This is a genomic window from Galbibacter sp. L-19, assembly GCF_056857615.1.
The window spans coordinates 39,435-56,653 of record NZ_JBSXNL010000028.1 but is presented as its reverse complement, the minus strand read 5'-3'; the positions used below and the strand labels follow the sequence as shown (position 1 = coordinate 56,653).

13 protein-coding genes are annotated in these 17,219 nt (G+C 34.5%); 10 read left to right on the top strand and 3 right to left on the bottom strand.

Features of this window, described 5'->3' with window-relative positions; genetic code table 11:
- Positions 1 to 227: 227 nt before the first annotated feature.
- Both pckA and AC13CQ_RS02030 read right to left on the bottom strand, forming a co-directional pair.
- Positions 228 to 1,841, bottom strand: a complete 1,614-nt coding sequence (gene pckA / locus AC13CQ_RS02035; RefSeq protein ID WP_008611467.1) for a phosphoenolpyruvate carboxykinase (ATP) — start codon at positions 1,839 to 1,841, stop codon at positions 228 to 230.
- A 146-nt stretch (positions 1,842 to 1,987) separates the two neighbouring features.
- On the bottom strand, positions 1,988 to 2,377 hold the full coding sequence (locus AC13CQ_RS02030; protein ID WP_008611466.1) for a DUF423 domain-containing protein: 390 nt from the start codon (positions 2,375 to 2,377) through the stop codon (positions 1,988 to 1,990).
- Positions 2,378 to 2,449: 72 nt separating this feature from the next.
- On the opposite strand from AC13CQ_RS02030, the gene AC13CQ_RS02025 reads away from it, so the two are divergent.
- Positions 2,450 to 3,820, top strand: coding sequence for a saccharopine dehydrogenase family protein (locus AC13CQ_RS02025; RefSeq protein ID WP_008611465.1), 1,371 nt, complete (start codon positions 2,450 to 2,452; stop codon positions 3,818 to 3,820).
- 32 nt (positions 3,821 to 3,852) lie between these two features.
- On the opposite strand, the gene AC13CQ_RS02020 is transcribed toward AC13CQ_RS02025, so the two are convergent.
- On the bottom strand, positions 3,853 to 4,260 hold the full coding sequence (locus AC13CQ_RS02020) for an iron chaperone (protein WP_008611464.1): 408 nt from the start codon (positions 4,258 to 4,260) through the stop codon (positions 3,853 to 3,855).
- Between the two features lie 74 nt (positions 4,261 to 4,334).
- Here AC13CQ_RS02020 and AC13CQ_RS02015 point away from each other — a divergent pair, with 74 nt between their 5' ends.
- The 9 genes from AC13CQ_RS02015 to AC13CQ_RS01975 all read left to right on the top strand — a co-directional run bounded on the left by AC13CQ_RS02015 (position 4,335) and on the right by AC13CQ_RS01975 (position 17,219).
- Positions 4,335 to 5,435, top strand: coding sequence for an esterase-like activity of phytase family protein (locus tag AC13CQ_RS02015; RefSeq protein WP_008611463.1), 1,101 nt, complete (start codon positions 4,335 to 4,337; stop codon positions 5,433 to 5,435).
- A 173-nt stretch (positions 5,436 to 5,608) separates the two neighbouring features.
- Positions 5,609 to 6,079, top strand: a complete 471-nt coding sequence (locus tag AC13CQ_RS02010) for an Lrp/AsnC ligand binding domain-containing protein (protein WP_008611462.1) — start codon at positions 5,609 to 5,611, stop codon at positions 6,077 to 6,079.
- A gap of 273 nt (positions 6,080 to 6,352) precedes the next feature.
- Positions 6,353 to 9,244, top strand: a complete 2,892-nt coding sequence (locus AC13CQ_RS02005) for a leucine--tRNA ligase (protein WP_474507323.1) — start codon at positions 6,353 to 6,355, stop codon at positions 9,242 to 9,244.
- Positions 9,245 to 9,620: 376 nt separating this feature from the next.
- On the top strand, positions 9,621 to 10,721 hold the full coding sequence (gene ald / locus AC13CQ_RS02000) for an alanine dehydrogenase (RefSeq protein ID WP_008611460.1): 1,101 nt from the start codon (positions 9,621 to 9,623) through the stop codon (positions 10,719 to 10,721).
- Positions 10,722 to 10,816: 95 nt separating this feature from the next.
- On the top strand, positions 10,817 to 11,509 hold the full coding sequence (locus AC13CQ_RS01995; protein ID WP_008611459.1) for a zinc metallopeptidase: 693 nt from the start codon (positions 10,817 to 10,819) through the stop codon (positions 11,507 to 11,509).
- Positions 11,510 to 12,225: 716 nt separating this feature from the next.
- Entirely contained in the window at positions 12,226 to 12,588 is a 363-nt protein-coding gene (locus AC13CQ_RS01990) for an MmcQ/YjbR family DNA-binding protein (protein WP_008611458.1), read from the top strand.
- A gap of 233 nt (positions 12,589 to 12,821) precedes the next feature.
- Positions 12,822 to 13,751: a dihydrodipicolinate synthase family protein gene (locus AC13CQ_RS01985; protein ID WP_008611457.1), complete on the top strand. Its 930-nt coding sequence runs from the start codon at positions 12,822 to 12,824 to the stop codon at positions 13,749 to 13,751.
- A gap of 144 nt (positions 13,752 to 13,895) precedes the next feature.
- Complete coding sequence (locus tag AC13CQ_RS01980; RefSeq protein ID WP_008611456.1) at positions 13,896 to 15,479, top strand: aldehyde dehydrogenase (NADP(+)); 1,584 nt, start codon at positions 13,896 to 13,898, stop codon at positions 15,477 to 15,479.
- Positions 15,480 to 15,482: 3 nt separating this feature from the next.
- The gene (locus AC13CQ_RS01975; RefSeq protein WP_008611455.1) at positions 15,483 to 17,219 is read left to right on the top strand and encodes a DUF885 domain-containing protein; all 1,737 of its coding nucleotides are present in this window, start codon (positions 15,483 to 15,485) and stop codon (positions 17,217 to 17,219) included.

Below are 17,219 nucleotides of genomic sequence, written 5' to 3'. Positions count from 1 at the left end.
TATTAATAAAAATGAATAAAAAGAGGAGTTTACTAATGTTATTTCTTTTAAACTACTCATTTAAAATAGTTAAGATTTAGTTTTTGTTCTTTTCTCTTACAGCGAAGCGGTCTTGTATTTTTACTCGTACATTAATGATAATAAATATTAAAAAGCCTCTGGGGTTTCCAGAGGCTTTCCTACTAACTATTTGGCAAGCTTCGAAGGTTACCCTTCTAAAATTAAAATCAGACCAAAGGACCGCCGTCCTTTGTTTCTTCACTAGCATAGGATGCAAACTTTTCAAAATTTTCTTTAAAAGCAGCCGCTAGCTGATGGGCTTTTTTGTAATAGCCTTCATCATTATTCCAAGTTTTTCTAGAACTCAATATTTCATCTGGTACATTAGGACAACTTCTAGGTTGTGCTAAACCAAAAACAGAGTGGATATGATATTTTTCTGGAGTAATTTCTTCTCCTAATTCATTATTCATTGCAGCGGTAATCATGGCTCTAGTGTATTTTAAAGCCATACGCTTCCCAATTCCGTAAGGACCACCAGTCCATCCAGTATTTATAAGCCATACATTTACGTTAGCTTCCTTCATTTTCTCACTAAGCATTTCTGCATAGGCTGTTGGGTGTAACGGCATAAATGGAGCTCCAAAACACGCAGAGAAGGAGGGTACAGGTTCGTCTACTCCTGCTTCGGTACCTGCAACTTTAGCAGTATATCCAGAAATAAAATGATATGCTGCTTGTCCTGGTGTTAATTTGGAAATAGGAGGTAAAACCCCAAAAGCATCTGCCGTTAAGAAAAATATATTCTTTGGAGAAAAGCCTATAGAAGGTTTTTGAATGTTTTTAATATGATAAATAGGATAACTTACTCGTGTGTTTTGAGTGATGGAAGTGTCTTTAAAATCAACATTCCCTTCGGAATCTAAACTAACATTTTCTAGTAAAGCCCCTTTTTGGATGGCTCTAAAAATATCGGGTTCATTTTCTTCGGAAAGATTTATAACTTTAGCATAGCATCCTCCTTCAAAATTAAAAACGCTATTGTCTTTTGTCCATCCGTGTTCGTCATCTCCAATTAATTTACGTTTTGGGTCGGCAGAAAGTGTTGTTTTTCCTGTTCCAGATAATCCAAAAAATATAGAAGTATCTCCATTTGTTCCTACATTTGCACTACAATGCATTGGAAGTGTATTTTGGTATACAGGCAACAAAAAATTTAGTGCTGAAAAAATACCTTTCTTAATTTCTCCGGTATATCCTGTACCCCCAATAAGGACTACTTTTTTAGTAAAGTTTAAAATAGCAAAATTCTCTTGGCGTGTTCCATCAGTTTCTGGGTTTGCTTTGAAACCTGGAGCATTAATAACGGTCCATTCTGCATTAAAGTCTTTTAACTCCTCTTCCTTTGGACGCAGAAACATATTATAGGCAAATAAATTACTCCAAGGATACTCGTTTATAACCCTAATATTTAATTGGTAATCCTTATCTGCACAGGCATAACAGTCGCGTACATACAATTCTTTTTCCGACAAATAGTCGGTTACCTTTTTTTGTAAAGCATCAAATTTATCAGCATCAAAAGGGAGGTTTATAGATCCCCACCATACTTTATCCGCAGTAATTTTATCTTTTACAATAAATCTGTCTTTTGGAGAGCGTCCTGTAAATTCACCAGTATTTATGGCTAAAGCTCCTGAGGAAGCTTCTTTTCCCATTCCTTTTTCTAAGGTGATACGGTGCAATTCTTCAGGACTTAATTGGTAATTAATTGTCGCATTTATAATTCCGTAATTTTTCAACGAAATCGTTTGCGTAACAAGTGTTTTGTCCACCGTCATTTTTTAAATTGTTGATGTTAGTAGCTAAGACAAATGTATTAAAAATATTCTACTACAACGTTTGAGTTGTGTATTTTTAATAAAAATTCAAGATTTTACTACTATTAACAAATAATCTGAATCTATTTATGGATTCTTCCTTAGAATTAATTTATTTTTAACCTTATAAAGTTATATATCAAAATTCCCCAGGAAATAATTAGTAAAGTTCCACCTATAGGGGTTACAAAACCTATTTTTTTAAAGTCGAAAGAAGTAAGTGCATTGGTTGCTAAACCATAAATAGAACCAGAAAATAGAATAACCCCAATAACTACGAGATATAAAATGGTATTTTTAGTCCCTGAAGTAAGTATAGGCAAGCTTCCTACAAATAATAATAATAGGGCATGATACATTTGGTATTTTACACCAGTTTCAAATGTTTTTAAAGCCTCTGCATCTAAAGCACTTTTTAACGCATGCGCCCCGAAAGCACCTAATATTATTGCTAAAAATCCTAATACTCCTCCTGCTATTAATATTCCTTTATGCATAATTCATCTATTTTTAATTGTTATGTTTATAACATTTTAATACATTAGTGTGAAATTAATAAACAAATTCACATGCGTACTATTTTATTAATTGGTGCTGGAAAATCTACTTCTTATTTACTTAAATATTTATTGGAAAAAGCAGCATCAGAGCAATTACATATTGTTGTTGGAGATATCAATATAGAAAACGCTAAAAACCTTTTAAAAGATAAACCCAATTGCACCGCTATAAAATTAGATATTTTTAAGGAAGAAGAACGCAAAAATGCAATTAAAAAAGCAGATTTAGTAATCTCAATGCTTCCTGCTAGATTTCATATTGAAGTTGCAAAAGATTGTCTTTTGTATGAAAAAAATATGGTCACGGCTTCCTATGTAAGTAAAGAAATGGAAGCTTTGGATGAAGAAGTTAAGGCAAAAGGACTTATTTTTTTAAATGAAATTGGAGTAGACCCTGGAATTGACCATATGAGCGCCATGAAGGTAATAGATAAAATCCGAGGCAAAGGAGGGAAAATGATATTATTTGAATCGTTTACTGGCGGATTGGTGGCTCCAGAAAGCGATACCAATTTATGGAACTATAAATTTACTTGGAATCCTAGAAATGTAGTCGTGGCAGGGCAGGGGGGAACTGCAATGTTTATTCAAGAAGGGAATTATAAATACATTCCATATCATAAACTTTTCCGAAGAACAGAATTTTTTGAGATAGAAGGCTACGGAAAATTTGAAGGCTATGCCAATCGGGATTCTCTAAAATATAGAAGTGCTTATGGTTTAAATGATATTTTAACCTTGTATAGAGGAACCATCCGTCGTGTTGGTTTTTCGAAAGCATGGAATATGTTTGTTCAATTAGGAATGACCGACGATACTTTTGTTTTGGAAGATTCTGAAAACATGTCCTATAGAGAATTTGTAAATTCCTTTCTTCCGTATTCACCTACGGATGCAGTGGAATTAAAACTTCGACATTATTTAAAAATCGATCAAGATGATATTATGTGGGAGAAGCTCCAAGAACTTGATTTATTCGACGCTTCTAAAAAAATAGGAATTGAAAATGCAACACCAGCTCAAGCGCTTCAGAAAATATTAGAAGACCATTGGTTACTTAATGACGACGATAAAGATATGATTGTAATGTACCATAAATTTGGTTATACTTTAAACGGAAAGAAACATCAAATAGATTCTAGTATGGTTGCTCTTGGGAAAGATAAAACTTACACAGCAATGTCTAAAACTGTTGGTTTGCCTTTAGGAATTGCTGCGTTAAAAATTTTAAATAAGGAAATTACTGCTACTGGGGTTGTAATCCCTATTTCAAAAGATATTTATGAGCCTGTTTTGTCGGCTTTAGAAAATTATGGAATTACTTTTATTGAAAAAGAAGTTCCTTATATGGGCTATAATCCAAATAATGTAGCAGGATAAATTAGCATAAAAACACAGTTTTAGCTACTTCCTTATTTTTCTTTAATAAGCTTCATTCGGTAGGTAACCATTTTTTCAATAAGGTCTTTTGGCAATGGTCTGTCTAAAGGAAATTGGACCGAACCTTTTCCTTTTTTAAACCCATTTAATTCGGATTCAAATTTTTCCATTGTTGTTGGATGAGGGTAAAATCCTACATGCTTTTTATAACCAGCAATCATAATTTGTTGTTCTCTTTTTCCTCCTTTTATAAGTGAATATGCTAGAATATTATAATTTATTAATTCGGTTGCGTTTGGTGCTACTTTTAAGATGCACTCTTTTAGTTCTAACAACGCTTGCCTTGTTTCTTCAGGTTGAGATTCAAAATATTCTTTAGCGGTAAGGAATAGATTGTTACCTGTTTTTTTATTCGGAGTATCTTTATTTTTATCGGTCACTTCACAGTATATACCTTTAAAAATAAATCAAATTCAGTTATCTTGCAACCTAATATCAATAAATAGATTTGATAATGAAAGTAAGAAATATCTTATTTACCTGTTTTGTTGTTTTATTAGCTAGTTGTTCTTCAGTTAAAAACAAACCTACAGCAGATACAAAATTGAAATTTTTAGACGAATATATTTTTCCTGCAAAAGTAATATTGGACGATACAGAAATTGGCGGACTTTCAGGGATTGATAATTTTAAAGATGATTACCTTATAGTATGCGACGACTCTAAAAATCCTCGTATTTATACTGCAAAAATTAAAATTGAAAATGATAAAATAGATACTGTAATTTTTACAAATACCACGTTTTTTTCTTATGAAGATCCGTTCATGGAAAATACGTTTTTAGATTTAGAGTCTATTTTATATAATCCAGAAACACAGCATATTTTACTTTCTAGTGAGGGCAGTATTAAAAACCAAAGAGACCCGTCTATTTTTAATGTTTCTACAACAGGAGCGTTTGTTAATAGCTATGAGATTCCTTCTTATTTTTATGCTGAAAGTCCTTATAAACCTAGACATAACGGATTATTTGAAGGTTTGGCAAGAAATTACGACAACACAGGTTTTTGGATGGGAACAGAATTACCTTTAGAAACCGATGGCCCAGAACCAACAACCAAAGAAGCGTATTCTCCAGTGAGAATTACCTATTACGATTGGAATAGCGAAACACCTAAATTTCAGTTTATTTATCCGTTAGATAAAATTGAAAAAGCTCCAAAAGGCGACTTTGCTGTAAACGGATTGTCAGATTTATTCACCATTGGTAATAAGAAATTTTTGATGTTAGAGCGCTCATATTCTTCGGGTTGGGGAAAGAAAGCAAACGGATTAAAAATTTATGAGGTAGATGCTTCTAATAGCGAGAATACGTTGGAAACTCAGCATCTATCTGAAAGTAAGATTAAGCCTGTTTCAAAAAAATTAGCATTCAATTTAGAGTCTATTAGAAAAGGATTGCAAAAAAATACAATCGATAATATTGAAGGTATTTGCTACGGACCAACACTTGCTAATGGAAATAAAACGCTAATTCTAATTTCCGATAATAATTTCAACACTATGAGTCCGCAAATAAATCAGTTTTTATTGTTCGAAATCGTTAAACAATAAACATAAATAGCTAGAAATTATAATTCCCCATGGGTCTATCTACCCAGTTTTTTTGAATGGAGTCTGAAAAATAGTTGGATGTAAAATTATAAATGAGACATCCTCATTTAACTTTTTTACTTACAATCTAGAACTGGTTTTAGGTATCTTTGTTGATATTTAAAATGTTTTAGATGAAATTCACTAATGAAACCGTAGAAATAGATGGAATCGACAAAGAGATTCTAAGAAGTCTAATGGAAGACGCTCGGAAGCCCATTTTGGAAATAGCTAGAAAGATTGGTATTTCTGGGGCTGCAATCCATCAACGTTTAAGAAAATTAGAAAATTCTGGACTTATTTCTGGATCTAAATTTGTTATTAATCCTCGAATGTTGGGATATCACACAATGGCATTTATCGGAATTTATTTGGATAAAGCTATGAGAAATCCAGAAGCTGTAAAGCAATTAAAAGAAATTCCAGAAGTGCTAGAATGTCATTATACTACAGGGAATTGGTCCATTCTGATTAAAATTCTTTGTAAAGACAACGAACATTTAATGAATGTTTTAAATCATAAAGTGCAGTCCATTGAAGGCGTTTCTAGAACCGAAACTTTTATTTCCCTAAATCAACAAATAGATAGGCAGATTTCTGTATAGTTTGTTGAAATGTTGTAAAGTAAAAAAGTTAAAAGAAGTCGGAAGTTCGAAGCCGGGAGCGTGAAGATTTTATTTTACATTCCCACATTCCCACATTCCCACATTCCCGCATCTCCAAATCTTCAAATTGGCATATTTAGAACTTTGCCCCTTTGCATCTCTGAACCTCTGCCTCTTATTCCCCTTTGCCACTTTCAATTAAATAACTTTCCATATTCATTGAATAACTGTATTTTTGCAATTCTTATAAGATTCAGCATAAAAAAGATAGCAATGAAGTACAATTTCAATGAAATTGAAGCCAAATGGCAAAAACATTGGGCAGATAACCAAACGTTTAAAGCAAGCAATAATTCCGACAAACCAAAATATTATGTGTTAGATATGTTTCCTTATCCTTCTGGAGCGGGGTTGCATGTGGGGCATCCGTTGGGGTATATTGCTAGTGATATTTATGCACGTTACAAACGTCATAAAGGGTTTAATGTGCTTCATCCAATGGGGTATGATAGTTTTGGGTTGCCAGCAGAGCAGTACGCTATTCAAACAGGGCAACATCCAGATAAAACCACCAAAGAAAATATTGCTCGTTACCGTGAACAGCTAGATAAAATAGGTTTTTCATTCGATTGGAGCAGGGAGGTACGTACTTCAAATTCTGATTATTATAAGTGGACACAGTGGATTTTTATTCAATTATTCAACTCGTGGTATAATAAGGATACAGATAAGGCTGAAAACATTTCAACCTTAATTAATAAATTTTCTGCTGAAGGAAATACAACTGTAAATGCTGTTTCTGATGATAACGTAGATACTTTTTCTGCTTCGGAATGGAATGCATATTCTTTAGAAGAACAACAAAAAATACTACTTCAATACCGACTTACCTATTTAGCGGAAACCGAAGTAAATTGGTGTCCTGCTTTAGGAACTGTACTTGCAAACGATGAGATTGTAAACGGAGTTTCAGAGCGTGGGGGGCATCCAGTAGTTCGTAAAAAAATGAAGCAATGGAGTATGCGTATTTCTGCTTATGCAGAGCGCTTACTTCAAGGATTAAATAAATTAGATTGGCCAGAACCGTTAAAGGAAATTCAGCGTAATTGGATTGGAAAATCTGTTGGTGCAGAAGTTCAATTCAAAATTCAAAATTCAGAATTTAGAATTGACGTTTTTACGACACGTCCCGATACTATTTTTGGAGTATCGTTTATGACGTTAGCACCAGAGCACGAATTGGTAAGTAAAATTACTACTCCCGAGCAAAAAGAAGCGGTAGAAGCCTATGTAGAAGCTACTGCAAAACGTAGTGAGCGTGAGCGTATGGCAGATGTAAAAACCATAAGTGGTGTGTTTACAGGCGCTTATGCCGAGCATCCGTTTACCAAAAAACCTGTGCCAATTTGGATAGGAGATTACGTATTGGCAGGCTATGGAACAGGAGCTGTAATGGCGGTGCCATGTGGAGACCAGCGGGACTATGATTTTGCTAAGCATTTTGACATTGAAATTCCAAATATTTTTGACGGAGTAGATATTAGTGAAGAGGCTTTTGCAGATAAAGAAAAAACGGTAATTGGTAATAGCGACTTCTTAAACGGACTAGGTTATAAAGAAGCTACTAAAAAGGCAATTGAAGCTTTAGAAGAAATAGGGCAAGGAAAAGGAAAAACTAATTACCGCTTGCGCGATGCTGTTTTTTCACGTCAACGTTATTGGGGAGAACCATTTCCAGTATATTATGTAAACGGATTGCCACAAATGATTGATGCAAAGCATTTACCTATAGAACTTCCCGAGGTAGAAAAGTATTTACCTACCGAAACCGGAGAACCACCTTTAGGGAATGCTAAGGAGTGGTATTGGTTAGAAAAAGATGGAGTAGGCAACGTAGTTTCTCAACAAACGTTTGAAAACACCTCCCCTTTGGGGAGGAAGGGAGGGGCTCTTGAGCTCAACACTATGCCAGGTTGGGCTGGAAGCTCATGGTATTTTAACCGTTATATGGATGCCCATAATACCGAAGAGTTTGCTTCTAAAGAGGCGTTGAATTATTGGCAGGATGTAGATTTATATATTGGCGGAAGCGAACATGCAACAGGCCATTTATTATACGCTCGTTTTTGGCAAAAGTTTTTGTTTGACCAAAACTTGCTTCCTGTAGATGAATTTGCTAAAAAACTTATCAATCAAGGAATGATTTTGGGAACTAGCGCTTTTGTGTATCGTTTACAAGACAGTAATACATTTATTTCTAAAAACTTAATAGGTGATAAAAATGTAACGCCAATCCACATAGACGTTTCTTTCGTAAACGCTTCTAATGAATTAGATATTGAAGCCTTTAAAAATTGGCGTCCCGAATTTAAAGATGCTACTTTCATTCTTGAAAATGGTAAAGTTTGTAACGAGAATACCCCCTCCTCTGGAGGGGGCAAGGGGGAGGATAATAGGGCTTTTATTGTTTCTCGCGAAGTCGAAAAAATGTCCAAATCCAAGTACAATGTGGTAAATCCAGATGAGATTTGCGAGAATTATGGAGCCGATACGCTGCGTATGTACGAAATGTTTTTAGGACCTTTGGAGCAAGCAAAACCTTGGAATACAGCAGGTATTACAGGAGTACACGGATTTTTAAAGAAACTTTGGAAATTGTATTTCAACGATAACGGACTTAAAGTTACCAACAGCGAGCCTTCTAAAGAGAGCTTGAAAACACTTCATAAAACCATTAAAAAAGTAGAAGAGGATATTGAGAATTTCTCTTTTAATACGTCGGTTTCTACTTTTATGATATGTGCGAATGAACTTACTGCCCAAAAATGTACCAGCAAAGATATTTTAGAGCCATTAGCGGTTTTAATTTCGCCTTATGCACCACATATTGCTGAAGAGCTTTGGAGTCAGTTAGGAAATTCAAATTCAATTTCAACGGCAGATTTCCCTGTTTTTGATGAAAAGCATTTAGTAGAAAGTAGTAAAACCTATCCTATTTCTTTTAACGGAAAAATGCGTTTTACCCTCGATTTACCGATGGATATGAGTAAAGAAGACATCGAGAAAGAGGTGATGGCACACGAAAAAACACAAGCACAATTAGAGGGAAGAACACCTAAGAAGATTATTATTGTTCCTGGAAAAATAGTAAATATAGTTGGCTAATTTATGTGCTACTAAAAGTATAAAAAAGACTGTCTAAAAAGTAATTTATAGTTGTTAAACTGAGCCTGTCAAAGGAGCTTGTCGAACTGAGCTTGTCGAAGTTTCATAACTAACACTAAAAAGATCCTTCAACAAGTTGAGGATGACATTTAGAGTTTGAATACTTTTTAGATATTTTTTTATTTATTCAACATACCCCTATTAAAAAATATAATTCATTAAAAAAACAATATATTTTAATATACACCCCTTATTTTTTAGGGGTAGTATATTAAAAAAATCATTTTTTATTGAGAATACCCCCTGTTTTTATCAATTTTATTTGAATACTTAAAAAGTAAATCTGAAATTGCACTCAACATTAAAAACATGAGTTGTGAAAATAGGGATTCCAAAAGAAATTAAAAATAACGAAAACAGGGTTGGAATGACTCCAGCCGGTGTTTTTGAGTTAGTAAAAAACAAACATACAGTGTATGTGCAATCTACAGCAGGAGATGGGAGTGGTTTTTTTGATGATGATTATTTAAATGTGGGTGCTATACTTGTTGATACTATTGAAGAAGTATACGCTCAAAGCGATATGATTGTTAAGGTTAAAGAACCAATAGCTCCAGAATATAATCTTATCAAAGAAAATCAGCTTGTTTTTACCTATTTTCATTTTGCTTCTAGTGAAGCACTTACCAAAGCAATGATAAAAAGTAAAGCGGTGTGTATAGCTTATGAAACCGTTGAGGATGTAGATGGTACTTTGCCTTTGCTAACCCCAATGTCTGAAGTTGCTGGAAGAATGGCAATCCAGCAAGGGGCTAAGTATTTGGAGAAACCTATTAAAGGACGAGGCGTATTATTAGGCGGTGTTCCTGGAGTACCTCCAGGGAAAGTACTTATTTTGGGAGCTGGGACAGTAGGAATTCAAGCAGCAAAAATGGCAGCGGGATTAGGGGCTCATGTTACTATTTTAGATATTAATATGAAACGTTTACGCCATGTGAATGATATTATGCCAAGTCATGTTGTTACCGAGTTTTCTAATGAATACAACATCAGAAAACATATAAAAACCCACGACCTAATTATAGGTGGAGTATTGATTCCAGGAGCAAAAGCACCAAGTTTAATTACTAGAGATATGCTTAAAGAAATGCATCCAGGTACCGTAATTGTAGATGTGGCGGTAGATCAAGGGGGGTGCATAGAAACTACAAAAGCAACTACGCATGAAGACCCAACTTATATAATTGATGATGTGGTACATTATTGTGTTGCCAATATGCCCGGCGCTGTACCTTATACTTCTACGGTTGCTTTAACAAATGTAACGCTTCCGTTTGTATTAAAATTAGCAAATTTAGGTTGGGAAAAAGCCTGTAATGCAGATAAATCATTACAAAAAGGATTAAATATTGTAAAAGGTACTATAGTATACGAAGGTATAGCAGAGGCTTTCGGATGGGAAGTCAGTTATTCATAATCAAGGAACTGTCTTTACGGCAGAATGTTAAACCTCGCTAAATTTGGCGGGGTTTTTGCTTTTTAAATTGTAATTTAGTTTTAAAAATAATTGATATGGGAATAGGATATTGGATTATAATTGGAGGTCTTGGACTTATTAGTATGTTGGTAAGTTCTAAGTTGAAAAGTAAATTTAAGCATTACTCAAAAGTACATCTTAGAAATGGAATGAGTGGTGCAGAGATAGCTCGTAAAATGCTTCACGATAATGGAATTACAGATGTTGAGGTAATTTCTACCCCAGGAATGTTAACAGACCATTACAATCCTGCTAAAAAGACAGTTAATTTAAGTGAAGGGGTGTATAACCAGCGTAACGCTGCCGCTGCTGCTGTTGCTGCTCATGAATGTGGGCACGCAGTACAACACGCTAAAGGGTACGAATGGTTGCAATTACGTTCTAAACTAGTGCCTGTGGTAAGTGTAGCTTCTGGAATGTCTACTTGGGTTATTTTTGGAGGTTTAGTTTTAGGGGCTGCTTCTGGACTTGGTTATACGGTAGCTGTAATTGGATTAATAATGTTTGGAATGGGTACATTATTCAGTTTTGTAACATTACCTGTAGAGTACGATGCTAGTAATAGAGCTTTGGCTTGGTTAAAAAATAGAAATATAGTAACTCCAGAAGAATATAATGGAGCAGAGGATTCCTTAAAATGGGCTGCTAGAACGTATGTAGTAGCTGCAATAGGTTCCCTAGCAACATTACTTTATTTTGCCCTACAAGTTTTTGGAGGAAGAGATTAAAGTTTGTTTGAGAAGAGGATAGTTGAAAGTTTGTAAAGGTTCAAAGGTTCAAAGTGGCAAAGTAAAAAGTTGAAAGGAAAGAAGAATAGGGAAGAGGTTGGAAGTTAGAAGAGTCAGAAGACGGAAGTCCGAAGCCCGAAGTTAAAAGTTACGCTGTTATGGAGATACGCTGTTACAAAGAAAAAAACTGCAAATTGTAACTGTCAACTGAACACTCCCGTCTTCGGACTTCGGACTTTTTTTTCACATTTCCTCATTTCCAAATTAGCAAATTTATAACTTTGCACCTTTGCCCCTGTGAGTTAAAAAGTTACGCTGTTATGGAGATACGCTGTTACAAAGAAAAAAAACTTGTTCTACATCTTACTGAATACAACGATTCCCAACTTCAGACTTCGGTTTTCATTTCCTCATTTTCCAAATTAGCAAATTTATAACTTTGCATCTTTGCATCTTTGAACCTTTGCCCCTTTGAGTTAAAAAGTTACGCTGTTATGGAGATACGCTGTTACAAAGAAAAAAACTGTATACTGTAACTGTCAACTGAACACTCCCGTCTTCGGACTTCCGTCTTCATTTCATTTCCTCATTAACAAATTTATAACTTTGCCCCTTTGCCCCTGTGAGTTAAAAAGTTATGTTGTTATGGAGTTACGATGTTACAAAGAAAAAACTGCCTACTGCCTATAATTGTATACTATTAAAAAAGAGAATTTATGAACATAGAGGAACTTTATAATTATTGTCTTTCTAAAAAAGGAGTTACAGAAGATTTTCCTTTTGATAAACAAACACTAGTTTTTAAGGTCTGCGAAAAAATGTTCGCTCTTTGCGGACTTGAAAAGTGGGAAGGTGGCGATAAAAGCATCAATTTAAAATGTGATCCTGAATGGGCTTTAGAACTTAGAGCTTCATATGAAAGTATTAAGCCAGGGTATCATATGAGCAAAAAACACTGGAATACGGTTTCTCTAAATTCTTCTGAAATATCTTCTTCATTCTTAAAAGAATTAATAGATCATTCTTACGATATGGTAGTAAAAAACCTACCAAAAAAAGTAAGAAATGAATTGTCATAACTCATAATTCAGCATAAATTCACTTTAATACTCCTACAATCTCTAAAATGGGATAATATATGCATAATTCTGGTTAACATCCTTCAAACTTACTTTTACTTATTGCCATAGCTTTGTAATTAATTACCTCGAGACAGTTTCTCAAGGTATTCAAAGAAAATAACATAATTCTTTTCGATATAAGTATCGGGGAATTAGCCCCTCAATAAGGGATTAACATAAATTATATAGTTATGCAAGTAAAATGGGAAGGCGTAATGCCAGCGGTTACAACCAAATTCGACGAAAATGACGCTTTAGATTTGAAAATGTTTGAAGTAAATATAAAAGCACAACTCGAAGCGGGTGTAAACGGAATTATTCTTGGAGGTACTCTAGGAGAAGCGAGTACACTTACAGATGATGAAAAAGTGACTTTAATAAGAGAAACTGTAAGAATAGTTGATAATAAAATTCCTGTTATTATTAATGTTGCAGAACAAACTACCAAAGGCGCTATCAAAGCAGCTGCTATTGCAAAAGAAAATGGTGCAAGCGGATTAATGATGTTGCCTCCAATGCGTTACAAAGCAAACGATTTTGAAACGGTAACTTATTTTAAAGAAGTAGCCAATAGTACCGATTTACCAATTATGGTTTATAACAATCCTGTAGATTATGGTATTGAAGTAACCTTAGATATGTTTGAAGAGCTTTTAGCGTGTGAAAATATTCAGGCTGTAAAAGAATCTACTCGTGATATTTCTAATGTTACTCGCATAAAAAACAGATTTGGAGACCGTTTAAAAGTACTTACTGGGGTAGATACACTTGGATTGGAGAGTATTTTTATGGGTGCCGATGGTTGGGTTGCCGGATTGGTATGTGCTTATCCTGCAGAAACAGTAGCAATTTACGAGCTTGCAAAAGCTGGCAAAAACCAAGAAGCATTGGCTATTTACCGTTGGTTTTTACCATTGTTAGAATTAGATATTAATCCGCAATTGGTACAAAATATAAAACTTGCTGAGGTAGCAACTGGTATTGGTACAGAAACTGTAAGAGCACCAAGATTACCATTACAAGGGAAAGAACGTGAGCGTGTTTTAAAAGTGATTGAAGATGGAATGAAAAACCGTCCACAATTACCAGATTATAAGGCGTTAAGAACCGCAACGGTTTAAAAAAATAATATCCTATTTATTGAAAGTCATTATGCTAAAAAAACTTATTTTTAAGTGCTTTTAGGGTAATGACTCTTGATATTTTAAACATACAGCACTCTTGGGAAAACCCCTTGAGAAATACAAACAAAAAAAGGTTTTAAAATGATTACAGGAAAAAATTATATCGGCAGTAAATTAACTGCAAATGGTACTAAAACCTACAAAACATTCAATCCTAAGGAAAATAAAGAAACCGATTGGACTTTTTATGAAGCTATAGAAAGTGAAATTGATGAAGCTGTTACATTAGCTTCGGAAGCCTTTCAAACCTATAAAAACTTTTCTGGAGCAGAAAAAGCAAGTTTTTTAAATACTATTGCAGATGAAATTGAAGCTTTAGGAGATATTCTTATTGAAACTTACACCGCAGAATCAGGTTTACCAGAAGGAAGAGCTCGTGGTGAACGCGGAAGAACTATGGGACAACTGCGTGCTTTTGCAACCTTATTAGAAGAAGGTTCTTGGGTAGAAGCATCTATTGATACTGCTCAACCAGATAGAGAACCGTTGCCAAAACCAGACATCCGAAAAATGCTATTTCCAATAGGGCCAGTAGTAGTTTTTGGAGCAAGTAATTTTCCATTAGCCTTTTCAACGGCTGGAGGAGATACAGCTAGTGCATTAGCATCTGGATGCCCAGTAATTGTTAAGAGTCACCCAATGCATGCAGGAACTGGAGAACTAGTTGCATCTGCTATTATTAAAGCGGCAGAAAAAACAGGAATGCCAAATGGAGTTTTTTCAAATGTAAATAGCAGTGGTATTGAGGTTGGACAGCAATTGGTAAAACATCCTAAAGTAAAAGCAGTTGGTTTTACAGGAAGTATAAAAGGAGGAACAGCTCTTTATAAATTGGCTAATAATCGTAAAGAACCGATTCCTGTTTATGCGGAGATGGGAAGTATTAATCCTGTTGTTATTTTACCTTCAGCTTTAGAAGAAAAAGGAAGTTTTTGGGCTAAACAATATGCAGGTTCTATTACAGTAGGAGCTGGACAATTTTGTACCAATCCAGGCTTATTGTTAGCGGTAAAAAGCAATGCTTTAGAAAGCTTTATTACTGAATTAGGAAAAGAAATTAGCGAGATTGCCCCTACACCAATGTTGCATCCTAATATATGTAAAACATATCAAAAAGGGGTTAAAACTGCCTCAGAACAAAGTAACACTTCTGTAGTTGCTAGTTATGATACTGAAGCTTCGCCAAATTTTGGAAAGCAAAAAGTACTAACTGTAGCAGGTAGAGAATTTCTAAAAAACCCTGTTTTACATCAAGAAGTTTTTGGTCCTTATTCCATTATTGTTCAATGTGAAAATGATGCAGAATTAAAAACTGTTTTAGACGCTATAGAAGGGCAACTTACAGGAACAATTTTAGGAAATAGTAACGAATTAGCTCATAAATCTGAAATTGTTGAAGCTTTAAAAGAGCGAGTAGGAAGACTTATCTTAAACAGTGTTCCAACTGGAGTGGAGGTTTGTCCGTCTATGCATCATGGAGGGCCATTTCCATCAACCACAGATGCTAAATACACATCGGTAGGAGTGAGTGCAATTAAGCGTTGGGTGCGTCCAGTAGCATATCAAAACTGGCCATTGGAATTATTACCAAATGCTTTAAAAAATGAAAATCCGTTACAGATTATGCGTTTAATTAATAGCGAACATTCTAATAAATCTATTTAAAATATGTCAAAAATTATCAGTGGCTTTTTTTATCAGTTACTTATTTTAAGCGTCTTTCTTGTTTCCTGTAAAAGTGAAGAGGAAGATGCTTCAATGCAGTTGTTAAATATCATTCAAGAGGTAGACAATTTCAAAGTTGAAGGTACAGAAAAGCATCCTTTAGGAAATTATGAAAAGGAATTGTATAAAAAAGAAGCTGATTTTGCGCAACAGCAATTGCAAAAATTAGAAAGCTTAAATCCTGAATCGCTTACAGAAACAGAAAGAATCTCTTCTGAGTTATTACAATTCAAGCTTAAAGATATAGTTGATTTTAATAAGTTTGAAATGTATCTGAATCCTATTCAAGCAGATCAAGGATTTCATCTAAACCTAAATTATCGGGTAAAACCGATACTTGATTATGAGGATGCAAAAGCATATTTAAATGTCTTAAATGATATTCCTCATTTTGTAGACCAAAATATAGCTTTGATTAAAGAAGGCCTTGAAAAAGGAGTTTCTCAACCTAAAATTATTTTTAAAGGATATGAGTCCTCTTACAATAAGCATATTGTAGATAGTTATACCGAAAGTTATTTCTATTCTCCTTTTGAGAAACTCCCTACTACTTTTACACAGCATCAAAAAGATTCTATTTTACAAGAAGCGCAAACTGCGATTACCAAAAATGTAATCCCTTCATTTAAAAAAATAAAAACTTTTTTTGAAGAAGATTATATTCCAAACACACGAGATGCCATTGGAGTTTCGGAAACCCCTGGAGGAAAAGAATTTTATCAGAATAGAATTAACTTTTACACTACAACAACAGGGTATACTGCAGATGATATTCATAAAATAGGATTGAGTGAAGTAGCAAGAATTAGAACCGAAATGGATAAAATTATTGCTGAGGTTGGTTTTGATGGAAGTTTTCCAGAGTTCTTAAACTTTTTGAGAACCGACGAGCAATTTTACGCAACCACTGGAAAAGATTTACTTAAAGAAGCTAGAGATATTGCTAAGAGAATAGATGCAGAGCTCCCAAAGTTTTTTAATACATTACCTAGAAAACCTTATGGTGTAATAAAAGTTCCCGATGCCATAGCTCCTAAATATACTGGGGGGCGCTATTCTGGAAGTCAAAGTAGCACAGAGCCTGGTTATTATCTGGTAAACACTTATAAACTAGAGAGTCGTTCTTTATATAATTTACCTGCGTTAACAGCTCATGAGGCAGTTCCTGGTCATCATTTACAAATCTCTCTTAACCAAGAGTTAGGAGACAGTATTCCTGAGTTTAGAAAAGGTTTTTATTTGTCGGCTTACGGCGAAGGATGGGCTTTGTATACTGAGTTTTTAGCTGAAGAAATGGGAATTTATACCACTCCTTATGAACAATTTGGTAAACTTACCTATGAAATGTGGCGTGCATGTAGATTGGTTGTAGATACTGGAATTCATGCAAAAGGATGGTCGCGAGAAAAAGTGGTTGAATATATGAAAAGTAATACCGCACTTTCTGAGCATGAAATTAATACAGAAACAGATAGATATATAGGATGGCCTGCGCAAGCTATTTCTTATAAAATGGGCGAATTAAAAATTAGGGAATTACGCACAAAAGCAGAAAAAGAGTTGGGAGCAGATTTTAATATCAGAGATTTTCATGAAGTGATATTAGAACAAGGAACCGTTACCCTCCCAATTTTAGAGAAAATGGTAAACAAATACATTGAAGAAGCTACTAAAATATAG